Origin of the sequence: Paenibacillus cucumis (ex Kampfer et al. 2016) (genome assembly GCF_019748695.1) — a bacterium.
GTDB lineage: Bacteria > Bacillota > Bacilli > Paenibacillales > Paenibacillaceae > Paenibacillus > Paenibacillus polysaccharolyticus.
On sequence record NZ_JACLIC010000022.1, the window covers coordinates 37,314 to 53,675 of the forward strand.

Sequence of the window (16,362 nt, forward strand, 5' to 3'; positions counted from 1 at the left end):
CAAGGTTTGTTTTCCATGAGTCTTATGCGCGTAAACCGGAAAAAATAGGCGTTACAATGGGGTAGTGCTCAGTTGACCTTGGTTTATGGCATAAGGTATAATTACATTTAGCACAGCATGATTTTGGCATTCAAAAAATCGGGTTGTATATTTTTAAGGGAGGATCATTTTATTCTATGGCAATTGAAGTGGGCACCAAGTTAGAGGGCAAGGTGACAGGAATCACGCATTTTGGAGCATTTGTGGATCTGTCAGGAGGTGTCACGGGTCTCGTTCACATCTCGGAAATCGCCGACAATTACGTCAAAGATGTCAACGACCACCTGAAGCTGAATGACCAAGTCACAGTAAAGGTTATCAACGTTGACAAAGACGGCAAGATCGGACTTTCCATCAAACAGGCTGTTGACAAACCGGTAGAGCAACAAACTCAATCCAGACCCCCAAGAGCTCCTAGACCGGAACGCAGTGGAGGAGATCGCGAACGATTCAGCGGCGGAGGCCCAAGTGGTGGCCAAGGTCGTGGTGGTGGCGGCGGTGGATTTAACCGTGACCGCGGAGGCCGTTCTTTCAAGCCCGCAGCAGGCAAACCTTCATTTGAGGATAAAATGTCACGCTTCCTGAAAGATAGCGAGGAACGGATCTCTTCGCTCAAGAAGAATACAGAAGGCAAACGTGGTGGCCGCGGCGCTAAGCGTGTGTAATCTGTTTCAACCTGATTTGAATATATAAGTAAAACCGTTAGCCTACTGGCTAACGGTTTTTTTGTGCTTATTTTATATAATCTGATGACCATTTCATATTTCGATGAAACATCGGCTAGGAGTTTATTTTTAGGTGAAACGCGACATGATTTCTTCATGATTTACATTGTGCAGGGGAGAATAAGAACATTTGTCGTCTCCCATTTTTTACCGACAGGTTTCCATGGCATTCTCCAGTTATTCTGCTCAGATCATGACGACACCCTCTAACTTCTCGTTCAAAATCAGACATGCCACCGTTCAACAGTTTGCTCAAAAATGCTGGAAAGCACAATAAGGCCGAGGGTTTCACACCATCGCGCCGCAGCGGTTTCTTTTGTCGTAAACTTTTTGAAGCTCGTCCAGCTATTCTGACAAACTATGTCTTCTATTCTATCTATAATCAGAACCATCGAGAGTGAAACACGAAATCAAATAATCGAATGGGGTGCCTTGAGCATGATGGAGAAGTGGAATGTCATTCAATTTCCGGGGATGAAAGCAGGCAAGGGGGGTGCTGCAGCTCGGGAGGAGCTGTCGGTACGTCTGAAACAGTGGCTGGGTTCCCGCAAGGCTGTCCAGGCTGTGGCATCTCGCAAGTGGGTGTTGCTACTTACTTTTATGGGGTTCTTATTGGGAAAGGCGATGATCCTCAATGAATTAACTCCTTTTGCGATTGCATACTTTGCCGTGATTGCTTTTATGCGCAGGGATTATATGATACCCGTTGGTGCGGCATTACTCGCAGGGAGTCTGTTTGCACCATTCCCGGTTTCGCTAATTGTAGCCTCTGAGATTGCCATCTTCTATCTGCTGTTCCGAGGGCTCGAGTCTTACGACCGTGCTGAATTATCTTATGCACCAGTGATGGTGTTTACGACAACTTTTATGGTGAAGCTATTCGCCGTTGTGATTGGGCCTTCGTTCAGTTGGTATGCGATGTTGATGCTCACCATGGATTCCGTGCTAAGTTTCGTATTAACCCTTGTATTCATTCAGGCTATCCCCATTTTTACGTATCGCAAAAAAAAGTTCAGCCTAAAGAACGAGGAGATTTTGTGTCTGATCATCCTGCTGGCTTCCGTGATGACTGGGGCAGTTGGGTGGACCATTCAGTCTCTTTCGGTGGAGCATATGCTTTCCCGTTATCTCATTCTCGTCTTTGCGCTGGTGGGCGGAGCCCCCCTGGGTGCATCGGTTGGAGTGATTACGGGGTTAATTCTGAGTCTCGCCGATATGTCTGCCGTGTATCAGATGAGTCTGCTTGCTTTTGCCGGGATGTTGGCAGGTATGCTTCGTGAGGGGAAACGTATGGGGGTTGCCCTAGGAATGTTGCTAGGTTCATCTATTCTATCGATTTACTTGGGCGGCCCAAGTGACGTGATGAATTCCTTGTGGGAGACGTGTGCAGCTATCGTCCTGTTTATGTTAACACCCAAAAGCATGTTCACAGCAATCTCCAAATACGTACCAGGCACACAGGATCATACCAAATCCCAGCATGAATATGCGAAACGCATTCGGGATATTACGGCGGAGCGAGTAACACGCTTCTCACAGGTATTCCGTCAGTTGTCACGCAGCTTCGATCAGATGTCCGGCACGGGGGAGCCGGTACATAAAGAAGGCGGGATGGATCACTTCATGAACGCGGTTGCTGAGGGTACTTGTGCGGGGTGCTTCAAGCGTGCGCAATGCTGGGATGCGAAGTTTATTCAAACGTATAGCTATATGACCGATGTGATGAGTTCCATTGAGACAAACCCGGAGATGTCAGGTGACCAAATTCCGGTGGAATGGAACCGGGTGTGTGCCAAACCGGAGGAGGTACTCGAAGTGATGCGTGCCCAATATGGCCTGCATCAGCATAATATGCAATGGAAACGCCAGATTATGGACAGCCGTCAGCTGGTTGCTGAGCAATTGTCAGGTGTATCACAGGTGATGGAGGACTTGGCCAAAGAAATTCAACGCGAAAGTGAGGAGATGGTACAGCAGGAAGAACAAATTCGGGATGCACTGGAGTCATTGGGACTATCTATTCATTCTATAGAAATTATTAATCTGGAAGCTGGCAATGTGGAGATTGAGATTGTACATGCATATACGAGAGGATTCGATGAATGCCGTAAAATGATCGCTCCGCTGATCTCTAACGTGCTGGACGAGCATATTGCTGTGTTGCATGAGACCATGACTGATCCCCGTCAGGGACTGGCAACCGTAACCTTCGGTTCAGCGAAGACATTCGAGATCACGACAGGTGTAGCTGCCGCCGCTAAAGGAGGCGATGTGATGTCGGGAGACAGCTTCAGCACTGTGGAACTTGGCAACGGTACGTTTGCAGTGGCACTTAGTGACGGGATGGGCAACGGGGAACGGGCTCGTATGGAGAGCAGTGCTGCATTAAATATTTTGGAGCAACTGCTTCAATCGGGCATGGACGAGAAATTAGCAATCAAATCTGTCAATTCTGTGCTGATGCTGCGTTCTCCAGAGGAGATGTATGCCACCGTAGATATGGCATTGATCGATGAATATACGGCAGAGACAACGTTTATGAAAATCGGTTCGACCCCAAGCTTTATTAAACGTGGGCAGGAGGTTATTCAAGTTTCAGCGAGCAATCTACCGATTGGGATCATTAAAGATATTGAGGTCGATTTGGTCACCCTTCAGTTACAGCCGGGTGATATCTTGATCATGATGACGGACGGCATCTATGATGCTCCAGGATATGCAGTCAATAAAGAGCTATGGATGAAACGACTTATTCAGGAGATTCATACGGATGATCCGCAGGAACTCGCAGATTGCTTGCTTGAGAGTGTTATTCGCTATCAGCAGCAAGAGATTTTGGATGACATGACCGTCGTGGTTGGCAAAGTTGAACATTATCGCCCGGAGTGGGCCACCTTACGTGTGCCTGGTATTAATCGTATGGAGCGTCCTCGCACCGTAAGTTAAACCTATGCGAATCCGTTTGAACTCTCTTCAATCTGGCAATGCTAGTCATAGAGTTGGAGAGTACGAAAAACGGAGGGATATCGGATGAAACAAATCTTATTGATCACTGACGGTTGTTCCAATGTGGGGGTAAGCCCGGTACTGGCAGCGGCTGAGGCACGGGAAGAGGGGATTACAGTCAATGTCGTAGGTGTAATTGATTATGGCACGATTGGCGAGCTGGGTAGTCGGGAGATTGAGGATATTGCGAGAGCTGGCGGAGGCATCAGTCAGACTGTAGGCACAAGACAGCTTGCCCATACGATGCAGATGATGACAAGAAAAACAGTGGTTCAGACCATTCAACAGGCGGTTAATAGAGAGTTAACACAAATTTTGGGAGAGAAGGGGACCAAGACAGTAACGGATCTGGAACCATCCCAGCGCTCGCAGGTTGTGGAAGTGATTGACAATCTGACGGAAAATGCCGCCCTGCAGGTCACACTTCTGATTGACGTCAGTGCTAGTATGAAACCGAAGCTGGCAGCAGTAGAAGAAGGGATTCGGGATTTGATGTTAAGCCTGCAGGCACGAGTAGGCAAAAGTCGGTTATCTGTATTTCATTTCCCAGGCCGCCACAGCGGAGAGGATGCAGTAATGGATATCGACTGGACCGATGATCCCGGGCGTGTTCGTTCTTTGTTCGGACGGTTGCAGACAAAGGGGGCAACGCCGACAGGCCCTGCAATTCAGAAGGTGATTGATTTTTACCGTTATGGTACACTGGAGGAACAGCAGGAAATAGAAGGGAACTATCGCATTGAAAGAGAAGGGATGCTCGGTGACAACGTTGTCTGATGCCTCTTTCCCGCCAGGAACCGTCATTACGGGGAAATGGAACCGAAGTCGGTATACGATTCGAAAGTTGCTGGGCAGAGGCGCCAATGGGGTTGTTTTCCTCGTCCAGCGTGGAGAGAATGGCAGACATTATGCGCTCAAAATGGGATTTGACCCGGTTGATTTGCAATCGGAGATCAATGTACTCAAATCATTTCAATTACAGCGTAATCATGAAGCCCTTCGGCAGAGCGGCATTCCTTCCTATCTTAAAGATGTGGATGATTATGCCGTTCGTGGACGGGATATTCCTTTTTATGTGATGCGCTACGTTCGGGGTGAGGCTCTCCATCATTTCATTCGGCGTCAGGGAACAGACTGGACACTGCTGGTTGGATTACGATTGTTGCAGAGACTCGCTCAATTACATCAGGCAGGCTGGGTATTTGGCGATCTCAAACCTCAAAATGTACTCGTGTCGGATTACGGTCATGTCGAGCTGATTGATTATGGCGGGGTAACGTCCATTGGACGAAGTGTTAAACAGTTCACGGAATGGTATGACCGGGGATTTTGGAATGCAGGTAGCCGAACTGCGGATGCTACATATGATGTGTTTGCCTATGCGCTTTTGATGATTCACATTTTGGAAGCGGACGCGCTGAAGTCTTTGGCTGCAGATGGCCTCCCACAATTGCGGAATGTGAGTCAACTTGTGATGTTGGTGGAAAAAAGCGAACGGCTGGCCCCTTTTCGTGAATGGATTATAGTGGCCCTACGGGGACAATTCCAGAATGCAGACCATGCTGCAAAATCGTGGAAGGAATTAATGGCACGTCCTACACAGATGCGCCGGCGTTCCAGAAGCAGCACACCGCGATGGCTGAAAAATGCATTTGCTCTATCGGTAATTCTACTTATCGGTGTACTTATCTATGCACTACGTTTTTGATGTTGGGCGTGCATATACATAACGCAAGGAATGAGGAACAGGTATGGAAGCTTCACGCTGGGAGACACTGGTGGATAACGTACTGGATGCAGCGGAAGAGCATCAGTTATGGGTTCCCGGAGACCGGATTGTCATCGCTGTATCGGGCGGGCCGGATTCGGTAGCTTTTTTGCATATCATGCATGAGATCAGCAAGCGACATGTGCCGCTTGAATTGATCTGTGCCCATGTACATCATGGATTTCGGACGGAGTCGGATGAAGAGGCCCGTCAGATGATGGATGTGGCACGTCAGCTTGGCCTTGCATTTGAGTGGGTCAAAGCCGATATACCTTCCTATATGAAACAGACAGGTCAGGGTCCACAGGAGGCAGCGAGGAACCGGCGTTACGCCTTTTTGCATGAAGTGGCTGACAAATATGGGGCAGCAAGTATTGCCTTGGCACATCATGCCGATGATCAGGCCGAGACTGTTATGCTTCATTTGCTCCGAGGTAGCGGGCTTTCGGGGCTGGCAGGTATGAAGTTCAAACGTCGTGAAAAAAATGTGGAACTTATCCGTCCATGCCTTCGTATAAACAAGACAGACCTTGTAGAAGCTTGTATTACACAGGGTTTTACTTATTTTCATGATGAGAGTAATGATCAACGAAAATATCGGCGTAATGCGATTCGTCTGGATGTGCTTCCATTTTTGGGGCAATATAATGGACAACTCACGCCGTCACTGAATCGACTTGCCGAAATTGTGGGTGACGAAGACGATTTCATGGAGCAGAGTACTCATGACACATACAGGTGTCTAGTGCAGGTGAACGGCGGAAGGCAGACCTTTGAGGTGCCTTCCTTCTTGAAGTTACATGTCGCTTTACAACGAAGGTTGATTAAACTAATATTGAATTATCTGCCTTTGGACAGTGATTTTGTCGACTTTACCCGTATTGAAACTATTCGGCGCAAGGTCATGGAGACCGAGGTGACGACCTGGAGCCTGGATATAGGACAGACACTCGTATGTGCCCGGGAGTATGATCTGATTTCTTTTGGCGAACGGGCAAGTGCACAGGGTCAATCTTACGAGTATCGTCTTGCACAATGGAGCGGAACTTATGAGCTTTCACTCACCGAGATTAACCGATATATCCGGTTGATGCCGATGAGTCCCGAAAACTATCATGTACCGGAATCGGCTGATCAGGCCGCATTTGATGCGAATGGGCTTCAGATGCCGCTGGTTGTACGTTCACGGTTACCTGGAGATACCATGAAGGTAATGGGATTAAACGGGAGCAAAAAGGTGAAAAATATTTTCATCGACGAGAAGATTCCCCCATCTGTCAGACCACGCATTCCTGTGGTTTGTGATGGAGCAGGCAATGTCATCTGGTTACCGGGTGTTCGCCGGTCCGATATGGCTCCTGTCAGGGAGAGCACTTCCGCAATCCTGTACATGACTGTAGGCGATTCAGCGATTCAGGGGTAGTGGTTATGGTTCAGGTAAGGCTTTCATAGTATAACTTAGGAGGTTCGCACAGTTGCAGAACGACATTCAAGAAGTATTGATCAGTGAAGAAGAAATTCAGAGTAAGGTTAAGGAATTAGGCGCAACACTTAGTGCCGATTATGCTAACCGGAACCCTTTGGTCATTTGCGTGCTCAAAGGTGCGTTTATATTTATGGCTGATTTGGTTAAGAACATAACGGTACCGGTTGAGATGGATTTTATGGCCGTATCCAGTTATGGTGCATCTACCAAGTCATCCGGTGTTGTCAAAATCATCAAGGATCTCGATGTATCCGTTGAAGGACGTGAAGTTCTGATTGTCGAAGATATTATCGACAGCGGACTGACCCTCAGCTATTTGATTGAATTGTTGGAAAACCGCGGTGCTGAAACCGTACGTGTGGTGACATTGTTCGATAAACCATCCGGCCGTAAAGTGGAACTGGAAGCTCACTACACGGGCTTTGATATCCCTGATGCGTTCATCGTGGGGTACGGTCTGGATTATGCCGAGCAATACCGGAATCTTCCTTATATCGGGATTCTGAAACCAGAAATCTACACAAGCTGATATCTAGTAAGGCCGAAGCCTTGAGCTGTTCTTGGCTTCTATTGAGAAGCCATGTCGGGCTATGTTAAAATAATTAAAGTGTCTCGAGAGGAGGTAGGGGATGAATCGGTTCATCCGGAATTCTGGTTTTTATTTGATTCTTTTTTTAGTTGTGGTGGGTTTAGTTAGATTTATCACAGATGGAAACGATGTTATAGAAAACCCTAGATATGATCAGTTTCGTGCTGAGGTTAAAGCCAACAATATCGCCGAAGTGACTGTTCAATTCAATGGTCAGACATATCTCGTGACCGGCCGATACAAACAAGCACCTGATGGGGCCAAATCAGAAAATTTCTCAACGTATATTCCTCCTACGGATGAGGCAATTACCGAACTTGTAGCTGCAAGTGAAGCTAACAAATTTGAATATCATCAGGAACCAATGAAAGGTGACAGCATCTGGTTGACGTTGCTGACTTCCTTTATTCCTTTGATCATTATGTTCCTGCTGTTCTTCTTCCTGTTTAATCAGGCTCAAGGCGGCGGCGGTAAAGTAATGAACTTTGGTAAAAGCCGTGCTCGCCTCTACAATGAAGAGAAGAAGCGCGTTACATTTGAAGATGTGGCGGGTGCAGACGAGGAGAAACAAGAGCTTGTTGAAGTCGTAGACTTCCTCAAGGACCCTCGGAAGTTCGCAGCCGTTGGGGCACGTATTCCGAAGGGCGTATTGCTCGTAGGTCCTCCAGGTACAGGTAAGACATTGCTTGCTCGTGCTGTAGCCGGTGAAGCAGGTGTACCATTCTTCAGCATTTCCGGTTCCGATTTCGTTGAAATGTTTGTCGGTGTCGGTGCATCACGTGTACGTGACTTGTTCGAAAATGCAAAGAAAAATGCGCCTTGTATCATCTTTATTGACGAGATCGATGCAGTAGGACGTCAGCGTGGTGCTGGTCTGGGCGGAGGTCACGACGAGCGTGAACAGACCCTTAACCAATTGCTCGTTGAAATGGACGGATTCGGTGCAAACGAAGGTATTATCATCGTTGCCGCAACGAACCGTGCAGACATTCTGGACCCTGCGTTGTTGCGCCCAGGCCGTTTTGACCGTCAAATTACAGTGGATCGTCCAGACGTCAAGGGCCGTGAAGCTGTACTGAAAGTACACTCCCGTAATAAACCGCTCACGAAAGATGTGAAATTGGACATCATCGCGAAGCGTACAACAGGTTTCTCGGGTGCAGACCTGGAGAACTTGCTGAATGAAGCGGCATTGCTCGCAGCACGCCGTAACAGAAAAGATATTTCCATGCGTGAAGTGGATGAGGCGATTGACCGAGTCATCGTTGGTACGGAGAAGAAAAGCCGTGTCATCAGTGATCGGGAGAAACGCATTGTTGCTTATCACGAAGCAGGCCATACCATTGTAGGATACTTCCTGGAACATGCTGATATGGTACATAAAGTGACCATCATTCCGCGCGGACGTGCGGGTGGATATGTAATCATGTTGCCAAAAGAAGACCGTATGCTCGTTACCAAACAGGAGTTGCTGGATAAAGTAACCGGACTTCTCGGAGGTCGCGTGGCGGAAGAATTGTTTATCGGTGAGATCGGTACCGGTGCATACAGTGACTTCCAACAAGCGACAGGTATCGTTCGTAGCATGGTTATGGAATACGGTATGAGTGAGAAACTGGGTCCAATGCAATTCGGAAGTTCACAAGGACAGGTATTCCTTGGACGGGATATCGGTCATGAACAGAATTACTCGGATTCCATCGCATATGAGATCGACCAAGAGATGCAACGCTTTATTAACGACTGTTATGAGAAGTGTAAAGCTCTCCTTACCAAACATACAAGAGAGATGCATCTGATCGCTGAAACACTGCTTGAAGTGGAGACACTGGAAATGGATCAGATCAAGCAATTGATTGAAACAGGTTCCTTGACACCAAAAGCAGAAGGCGATAACTCAGGAGAAGGTACGCCAAATGAAGGCGGCGAGCCAATCATTGATAACATCGGTGATGTTCGCGTTCGCATTCAAGGCAAAGATGAAACATCTGAGCCACCAGCTGGAGATATTCCAAACGAAGCTCCTGACCTGGATAAGGGCAGCAATGATCCGAATGATGGTGGCTCAAAGCCAACATCTTAATATGTAACATGTCTGGTCATGTGACCGGAATGAAAAGAGAGCCCTTGTGGCTCTCTTTTTTTTGTAGGATTTATTCAAGATCAGAAGAAACAGATAATCAAGAGCTATATGGCGAACCGGATAGCATAAGGGGGAAAAGGCAGTATATCCTGCCTTTTTTCATTTATTGACAGAGTCGTGAACGTTGTGTACATTAGTTGTTAAACCGCTTGTGATTCGTTTCACCAGCGAACATAACGACATAGGTTAGTCCATGAAACAGCGCTTGACGCTGTCCCGATAAGGAGAGGATCACAGGTGGAAGCTCTGGCTTTAGAGCGCAAGGCTGAGATGAATCGTGAGCTGCGTGAGCGGCTGATGGAACTCAAGAAGGAACGTAATGCTATTATTCTTGCTCATTATTATCAACGTGATGAAGTACAGGAAGTCGCAGATTTCCGCGGAGACTCTTTCCTGCTGGCCCAGAAGGCAGCGCAAACAGATGCGGATGTTATTGTATTCTGTGGTGTTCATTTTATGGGTGAAAGCGCTAAAATTCTGGCTCCGGGCAAAACCGTTTTGATCCCTGATGAACGTGCCGGGTGCCCAATGGCAGACATGGTGAACGTGGACGGATTACGTAAGCTGAAGGCACAACACCCGAACGCCAAGGTAGTCACCTACATTAATTCCTCGGCTGAGATCAAAGCAGAAACAGATATTTGCTGTACATCAGCAAACGCTGTTCGTGTAATCCAGTCTGTGGATTCCGAAGAAATCATCTGGGTACCGGACAAAAACCTGGGGCATTATGTACAGCAGCACACAGACAAGAAGATGATCATCTGGGAAGGTTACTGCAATACACACGATATGCTCACGGTAAAAGATGTTGTTGAGATGAAGGCTAAATATCCGAATGCTGAGTTTGTGGTGCACCCCGAGTGTCGCCCTGAAGTTGTAGAAATGGGGGATTTTGTAGGCAGCACAACAGCCATTTTGGAATATTGCAAGAAATCCTCCACTAAGGAATTCATTGTCGGCACGGAGGATGGCACAGGATATCAGCTTCGCCTCGACAGTCCGGATAAACAGTTCCATTTTGCGACCAAGTTCCTGGTATGTCCGAACATGAAGGTGAACAACCTGAAGAAGCTGGTCAAATGCCTGGAGACGATGAAGCCTCAGATCTATGTCCCACCGGCTGTTGCTGATAAAGCCAGAGAATCACTAGAGCGCATGTTACTGGTGAAGTAACATGCGTTACTCTTGCTCCGAGACAGGTGAATAAGATGATACCGCAATATATATATGATTTTGACCTCTCTGCGCTGCCAATGGTGGAGACCGATGTACTGGTGATCGGTTCAGGCATTGCTGGTTTGTTTACCGCAATTAAGGCTAGCGAACAGCATCGTGTTCTGATGATTACGAAGAAGTCTTTACTTGAGAGTAACACCAGATATGCGCAGGGCGGGATTGCGGCTGTTATTGCTGAAGATGATTCTCCTGCGTACCACTTGCAAGATACTCTTGTTGCCGGAGCCGGTTTGTGTCGATCCGAGGCAGTTGAAGTATTGGTTAATGAGGGCCCGGACGGTGTCAGAGAACTGATCCGTCTGGGAACATTGTTCGATCTGGAGAACGGCGAGTTGGCGTTGACGCAGGAAGGTGCGCACAGCCACCGCCGTATTTTACATGCCAATGGGGATGCGACTGGATATGAGATCGTAAGGGCACTCGCTGTTGAGGTTCACGAGCATCCAGGCATTGACGTTTGGGATGAGCACTTTGTGGTGGATTTGATTACGGATCGAGGAGAATGTATCGGTGCTCTGATTCTGAAAGAAGACGGCTCAAAGGTGTTTGTCAAAGCAAAAGCAACAGTGCTCTGCTCAGGCGGTGCGGGACAGCTGTATCGTTATACGACGAATCCGGATGTAGCTACAGCTGATGGGGTAGCTATGGCATACCGTGCGGGGGCTATAGTTCGTGATATGGAATTCATCCAGTTTCACCCGACATCCTTATGTTACCCGGGAGCACCCCGCTTCCTGGTATCTGAAGCGGTACGCGGGGAAGGTGCTTGCCTCCGCAACGTGAAGGGTGAACGATTCATGGAGAAATATCATGCCCAGCTTGAACTGGCACCCCGTGATATTGTAGCTAGAGCGATTGTCAGCGAGATGGAACTGACGAATAGTACCTTTGTTTACCTCGACATTACCCATGAGCAGCCGGAGATGGTGAAGCATCGTTTTCCTACCATTTATGAAACTTGTATGCGTTACGGTCTCGACATGACTACAGATTGGATTCCGGTTGCACCTGCCGCGCATTATATGATGGGCGGAGTAAAGACGGACTTGAGTGGTGAGAGCAGTATCCCCCGTTTATTTGCCTGTGGCGAGGTATCCTCTACCGGCGTGCACGGAGCTAATCGACTAGCGAGCAATTCCTTATCTGAAGCGATTGTATTTGGACGCAGAATCGTGGATCGTATCCATGCGTTGCCGGCCATCGAAGAACCACTTGGAAGAGATGTGAAATCTCAGAGCATGGAGAATCAGAATATTAGCCGTGCAAAAGAACAGCAACATTCCAAGCCGGTATCGGAAAGACGTTTACGTCTGCAAAAGATGATGGTTCGTCAAGTGGGACTGCGAAGAAACGGAAAGAACTTGCAACAGGCAATGGATAAATTGCAACAGGAGTTGTCTTTTTTTGATCAAAGACTTACCCAAAGAGAAGAACTGGAGTATGCGAACCTTCTGACTTGTGCGTGGCTTGTAACCAGCGGAGCGCTGCACCGTGAGGAGAGCCGAGGAGCACATTACCGTGAGGACTTCCCTGCACGAGACGATATAATATGGCAGAAGCATAGTCTGCAGCAGCGAGAACAAGCGATTGTGGAGGAATGGATGTCATGATACTGAACGGATATAATGAGGAACTAATTGAGACGATCAAAGGCTGGCTGCGCGAGGATGTAGGTGCAGGGGATGTCACAACGAATGTGACCATTCCAGCAGGTAGTGAATCCAAGGCTGTGATTCATGCCAAAGATCATGGAGTCATAGTGGGCATGACGATTGCTGAGCTTGTTTTTCAAGTCGTAGATCCAGAGCTCCGTTATACGGCAAAGGTAAAAGACGGTGATACAGTCACTCCTGGCACCATATTGGCTGAAGTTGAAGGGAGTACACATTCGCTCCTGACTGGGGAACGGCTCGCACTTAATCTGTTACAGCGTATGTCCGGTGTTGCTACCCGAACACGTTCCTACGTAGATGCTCTTGATGGATTGAAGACCAGACTTGTCGATACGCGCAAAACAACACCAGGCCATCGCTTGCTGGAAAAGTATGCTGTACGTGTGGGGGGCGGAGCCAATCACCGGTTTGGACTGTATGATGCCGTTATGATCAAAGACAATCATATTAAAGGTGCAGGTAGCATTACAGAAGCTGTGCAGCGAGCACGGGCAGTTATTCCGCATACGATGACGATTGAAGTTGAAACGGAAAACATTGCTCAAGTACAGGAAGCCTTGCAAGCTGGGTCAGATATCATTATGCTGGATAACATGCGGCCTGATCGGATGCGAGAAGCAGTCGCTCTGATTCGTGAACAGGCTCCGCATGTGAAGATAGAAGCATCCGGCAATGTGTCACTTGAAACGATTCGAGGAATAGCGGAAACGGGTGTGGATGTAATTTCGGTTGGCAGGTTAACCTATTCTTTTGAGAGCCTGGATATCAGCCTGGATTTAAACGAAAAGAAAGAGGGGTGAACCTCCTTGATTCTAGTCGTAGACGTGGGCAATAGTAACATCGTGCTCGGGGTATATCAGGGCCGTGAACTGTTGCATCATTTTCGTCTGAGCACATCTCGTCAGTCCACAGTGGATGAATACGGCGTATTGATTTATAATTTATTTCATATGTCCGGTATTTCTGCCCGAGACATTGAGGGTGTCATTATTTCATCAGTGGTTCCGCCACTGGTGAGTGTCATCGAAACGATGTGTGTGAAATATGTGGGCAAAAAGCCATTGCTGGTTGGGCCCGGTATCAAGACCGGCCTGAATCTACGATATGAGAATCCGCGTGAAGTAGGGGCGGATCGGATCGTGAATGCTGTGGCGGCCGTGGAAAAATACGGCGGCCCGCTTGTGGTCGTTGATTTTGGTACAGCCACGACGTTCGACTGCATTGACGAGAAGGGCCATTACCTTGGCGGTGCGATTGTACCCGGTATTCACATTGCTACCGAAGCTCTTTACGAGCGAGCAGCGAAGCTACCGCGAATTGAGCTGGAGAAGCCGAAGAAGGTGATTGGGCGCAATACCGTGCATGCCATGCAGTCCGGCATCATCTATGGTTATGCTGGCCAAGTGGACGGCATCGTAGAACGAATTCGCGAAGAGATGAAGGCTGAACCTATGGTTATTGCCACAGGAGGTCTTGCTACTCTGATTGCAGAAGAAACCCGTAGCATTGAGAAAGTTGATCCACTGCTTACGCTTGAGGGGCTACGTGTCATCTACGAGCGGAACCGGGAAAGGTAGACATACAAAGGGCGGCATACAGCAGGCTGGGATTACAGCTTAAATGTTGAGCCGTTTTTTTCTGTTAGGATATTAAAATGACACGCCAAAGGAGGCTGAATGACTTGGAAAACAACAACAAACATGACCGGTTGATCCGTGGTACAGCGATGAATGGAAAGGTAAGAGCGTTTGCCGTTCAGACCACAGAACTGGTAGAAGAACTGCGTAGAAGACATGATACGTTTCCCACGGCTACAGCAGCTATGGGGCGTACAGTAACGACAGCAGCCATTATGGGTGCCATGCTTAAAGGTGATGAGAAACTAACTATACAAGTGAACGGAGATGGCCCAATAGGCCAGATCGTAGCGGACGCTAATGCCAAAGGTGAGGTGCGCGGTTATGTTTCCAATCCGCATGTACATCTGCCCAGCAATCGTTTTGGTAAATTGGATGTAGCTGGGGCGGTGGGTACAGAAGGTTTCATAAATATAACGAAGGATCTGGGACTGAAAGACCCGTACCGTGGTAGCATTCCGATTATCTCGGGCGAACTGGGCGAAGACTTTACTTATTATTTTGCTCAGTCAGAACAGACGCCTTCTGCTGTTGGAGTGGGTGTGCTGGTTGATACGGATAACTCGGTTATTGTTTCGGGCGGATTTATTATTCAGCTTCTCCCAGGCCTCACTGATCCCGAGATTACAGAAATCGAGAATGCCATTGGTGCACTGCCTCCGGTGACAACCTTGTTGAACGAAGGACTCGAGCTAGAGGAATTGTTGCGCCGTCTCCTGCCGGATGTGCAGGTCATGGGCGAACTGGATATTCGTTTTAGATGTAGTTGTTCTCGTGAACGTCTGGAACAAACCTTAATCAGTCTAGGCCAGTCCGAGCTGGAGCAATTAATTGAAGAAGAGGGGCAAGCTGAAGTGGTCTGCCAATTCTGTAATGAAGCGTATGATTTTAACAAAGAGCAGCTAGAGGCCATCCTAGAACAAGCCAAGAATTGATCGATGCGGGGACGGGATGAGGTATGACCAGACAGGAAAAAGGATTATGGACGGCGGTCGTTATTTTGACACTTGGCGTGCTCGTGATGGGTACATTCATGGCGATGCAGGTGCTTCATCAGGGGAAAGAAGATGCAGAGACACCTCATGATGCCAACAAGGAAGAGGGAAGTACGGTTGCAACGATTAACGGTGAAGTGATTACGGATAAAGATTGGACAGATGCATTAAAACGACGTTATGGCAGTGAAATCCTGCTGCAGATGTTGAATCGAAAAGCGGTTTATGCTGAAGCCCTTCAACGCAATTTGGTGGTTACTCCGAAAGAGATTGCAAGAGAAATGGCTGGAGCGATGGATGGGTATGATTCAGAGAAGTCATACTATGATGCCATGAAATCACAGCTTGGCCTGTCGAAGCAGGATCTCGAATTAGAGGCAGGTTACCGTCTACTGCTCGAAAAGATTGCTACCGCAGGTATCCAGGTGAAGGATGACGATATTCAAAAATACTGGGTAGAGCATCGAGAAGACTATATCACCCCTGAGAAATATGATCTGTCTATTATTGTGGTAAAAGAAAAGTCTGATTCAGAGGCTATATTGACGGAGCTTCGGAACGGGAAAGATTTCGAAGAAATGGCTCGTTCCGAATCAGAGGATAGTTACTCCCGAGATGCGGGAGGTAAACTAGGGTGGATTGATCAGAACGACCCTTTCCAACCTAAATCCATTTTGCAAAGGGCTGCCAATATGTCAATCGGTGATATTGCTGGTCCAGTGAAAGTTGAGGACGGTTATGCCATCATCAAACTGAATGACAAAGCCGAACGCCAGGAGCAGTCAGCAAAGGAAGTACATGAAGAGATTCGTATGGAGCTGGCCTTAAGTCAGGCTGATCCACTTCCGCAGGTAGAGCAGATGCTGCGCGATAAATACGAGGCTGTGATCATCTCCGAGATTCCTGCCTCCTGAAACGAAGATTGACAATTTTCCTGTCTTATAGAAGTTGCATCTTGATAAAAATACTTTGTCTACGGTCTCAGGGCCCAAGGCAAAGTATTTTTTTGAGTACTCATATTGACAATGGCGTGTAACGTTGATAAGATGAAAATAATCAAAA

At 47.8% G+C, this 16,362-nt stretch carries 13 protein-coding genes; all 13 read left to right on the forward strand.

From position 1 onward, the window contains the following. Window positions 1–176 precede the first annotated feature (176 nt). The 13 genes from H7T88_RS13220 (at window position 177) to H7T88_RS13280 (ending at window position 16,214) form a co-directional block, all read left to right on the forward strand. Window positions 177–704, forward strand: a complete 528-nt coding sequence (locus H7T88_RS13220; protein WP_090924622.1) for a S1 domain-containing RNA-binding protein — start codon at window positions 177–179, stop codon at window positions 702–704. Window positions 705–1,202: 498 nt separating this feature from the next. Then, window positions 1,203–3,710, forward strand: coding sequence for a stage II sporulation protein E (gene spoIIE, locus H7T88_RS13225; RefSeq protein ID WP_221788853.1), 2,508 nt, complete (start codon window positions 1,203–1,205; stop codon window positions 3,708–3,710). A gap of 84 nt (window positions 3,711–3,794) precedes the next feature. Beyond that, on the forward strand, window positions 3,795–4,547 hold the full coding sequence (locus tag H7T88_RS13230; RefSeq protein ID WP_154960444.1) for a VWA domain-containing protein: 753 nt from the start codon (window positions 3,795–3,797) through the stop codon (window positions 4,545–4,547). Next, on the forward strand, window positions 4,531–5,478 hold the full coding sequence (locus H7T88_RS13235) for a protein kinase domain-containing protein (RefSeq protein WP_221788855.1): 948 nt from the start codon (window positions 4,531–4,533) through the stop codon (window positions 5,476–5,478). The genes H7T88_RS13230 and H7T88_RS13235 overlap by 17 nt, the downstream gene beginning before the upstream one ends. 43 nt (window positions 5,479–5,521) lie before the next feature. After that, window positions 5,522–6,961: a tRNA lysidine(34) synthetase TilS gene (gene tilS / locus H7T88_RS13240; protein WP_090924625.1), complete on the forward strand. Its 1,440-nt coding sequence runs from the start codon at window positions 5,522–5,524 to the stop codon at window positions 6,959–6,961. A 52-nt stretch (window positions 6,962–7,013) separates the two neighbouring features. Next, window positions 7,014–7,553 carry a hypoxanthine phosphoribosyltransferase gene (gene hpt / locus H7T88_RS13245; RefSeq protein WP_090924626.1) on the forward strand — a complete coding sequence of 180 codons (540 nt, stop codon included), beginning with the start codon at window positions 7,014–7,016 and terminating at the stop codon, window positions 7,551–7,553. A 100-nt stretch (window positions 7,554–7,653) separates the two neighbouring features. Further along, window positions 7,654–9,696, forward strand: a complete 2,043-nt coding sequence (ftsH, locus tag H7T88_RS13250; RefSeq protein ID WP_221788856.1) for an ATP-dependent zinc metalloprotease FtsH — start codon at window positions 7,654–7,656, stop codon at window positions 9,694–9,696. A 297-nt stretch (window positions 9,697–9,993) separates the two neighbouring features. Continuing rightward, window positions 9,994–10,932: a quinolinate synthase NadA gene (gene nadA, locus H7T88_RS13255; RefSeq protein ID WP_090924628.1), complete on the forward strand. Its 939-nt coding sequence runs from the start codon at window positions 9,994–9,996 to the stop codon at window positions 10,930–10,932. Window positions 10,933–10,967: 35 nt separating this feature from the next. Then, window positions 10,968–12,605, forward strand: coding sequence for an L-aspartate oxidase (nadB, locus tag H7T88_RS13260; RefSeq protein ID WP_221788869.1), 1,638 nt, complete (start codon window positions 10,968–10,970; stop codon window positions 12,603–12,605). Beyond that, window positions 12,602–13,468, forward strand: a complete 867-nt coding sequence (gene nadC / locus H7T88_RS13265) for a carboxylating nicotinate-nucleotide diphosphorylase (protein WP_221788857.1) — start codon at window positions 12,602–12,604, stop codon at window positions 13,466–13,468. Before nadB ends, nadC begins: the two co-directional genes overlap by 4 nt. A 6-nt stretch (window positions 13,469–13,474) precedes the next feature. Further along, window positions 13,475–14,245 carry a type III pantothenate kinase gene (locus H7T88_RS13270; protein ID WP_090924631.1) on the forward strand — a complete coding sequence of 257 codons (771 nt, stop codon included), beginning with the start codon at window positions 13,475–13,477 and terminating at the stop codon, window positions 14,243–14,245. 77 nt (window positions 14,246–14,322) lie between these two features. Next, window positions 14,323–15,240: an Hsp33 family molecular chaperone HslO gene (hslO, locus tag H7T88_RS13275; RefSeq protein WP_154892085.1), complete on the forward strand. Its 918-nt coding sequence runs from the start codon at window positions 14,323–14,325 to the stop codon at window positions 15,238–15,240. Window positions 15,241–15,263: 23 nt separating this feature from the next. Further along, window positions 15,264–16,214, forward strand: a complete 951-nt coding sequence (locus tag H7T88_RS13280) for a peptidyl-prolyl cis-trans isomerase (protein ID WP_154892084.1) — start codon at window positions 15,264–15,266, stop codon at window positions 16,212–16,214. Window positions 16,215–16,362 lie beyond the last annotated feature (148 nt).

What these genes read in the sequence shown, in the direction of transcription:
- H7T88_RS13220 (WP_090924622.1), top strand. Translation starts at nt 177, where the DNA reads ATGGCAATTGAAGTGGGCACCAAGTTAGAGGGCAAGGTGACAGGAATC.
- spoIIE (WP_221788853.1), top strand. Translation starts at nt 1,203, where the DNA reads ATGATGGAGAAGTGGAATGTCATTCAATTTCCGGGGATGAAAGCAGGC.
- H7T88_RS13230 (WP_154960444.1), top strand. Translation starts at nt 3,795, where the DNA reads ATGAAACAAATCTTATTGATCACTGACGGTTGTTCCAATGTGGGGGTA.
- tilS (WP_090924625.1), top strand. Translation starts at nt 5,522, where the DNA reads ATGGAAGCTTCACGCTGGGAGACACTGGTGGATAACGTACTGGATGCA.
- ftsH (WP_221788856.1), top strand. Translation starts at nt 7,654, where the DNA reads ATGAATCGGTTCATCCGGAATTCTGGTTTTTATTTGATTCTTTTTTTA.
- nadB (WP_221788869.1), top strand. Translation starts at nt 10,968, where the DNA reads ATGATACCGCAATATATATATGATTTTGACCTCTCTGCGCTGCCAATG.
- nadC (WP_221788857.1), top strand. Translation starts at nt 12,602, where the DNA reads ATGATACTGAACGGATATAATGAGGAACTAATTGAGACGATCAAAGGC.
- hslO (WP_154892085.1), top strand. Translation starts at nt 14,323, where the DNA reads ATGACACGCCAAAGGAGGCTGAATGACTTGGAAAACAACAACAAACAT.
- H7T88_RS13280 (WP_154892084.1), top strand. Translation starts at nt 15,264, where the DNA reads ATGACCAGACAGGAAAAAGGATTATGGACGGCGGTCGTTATTTTGACA.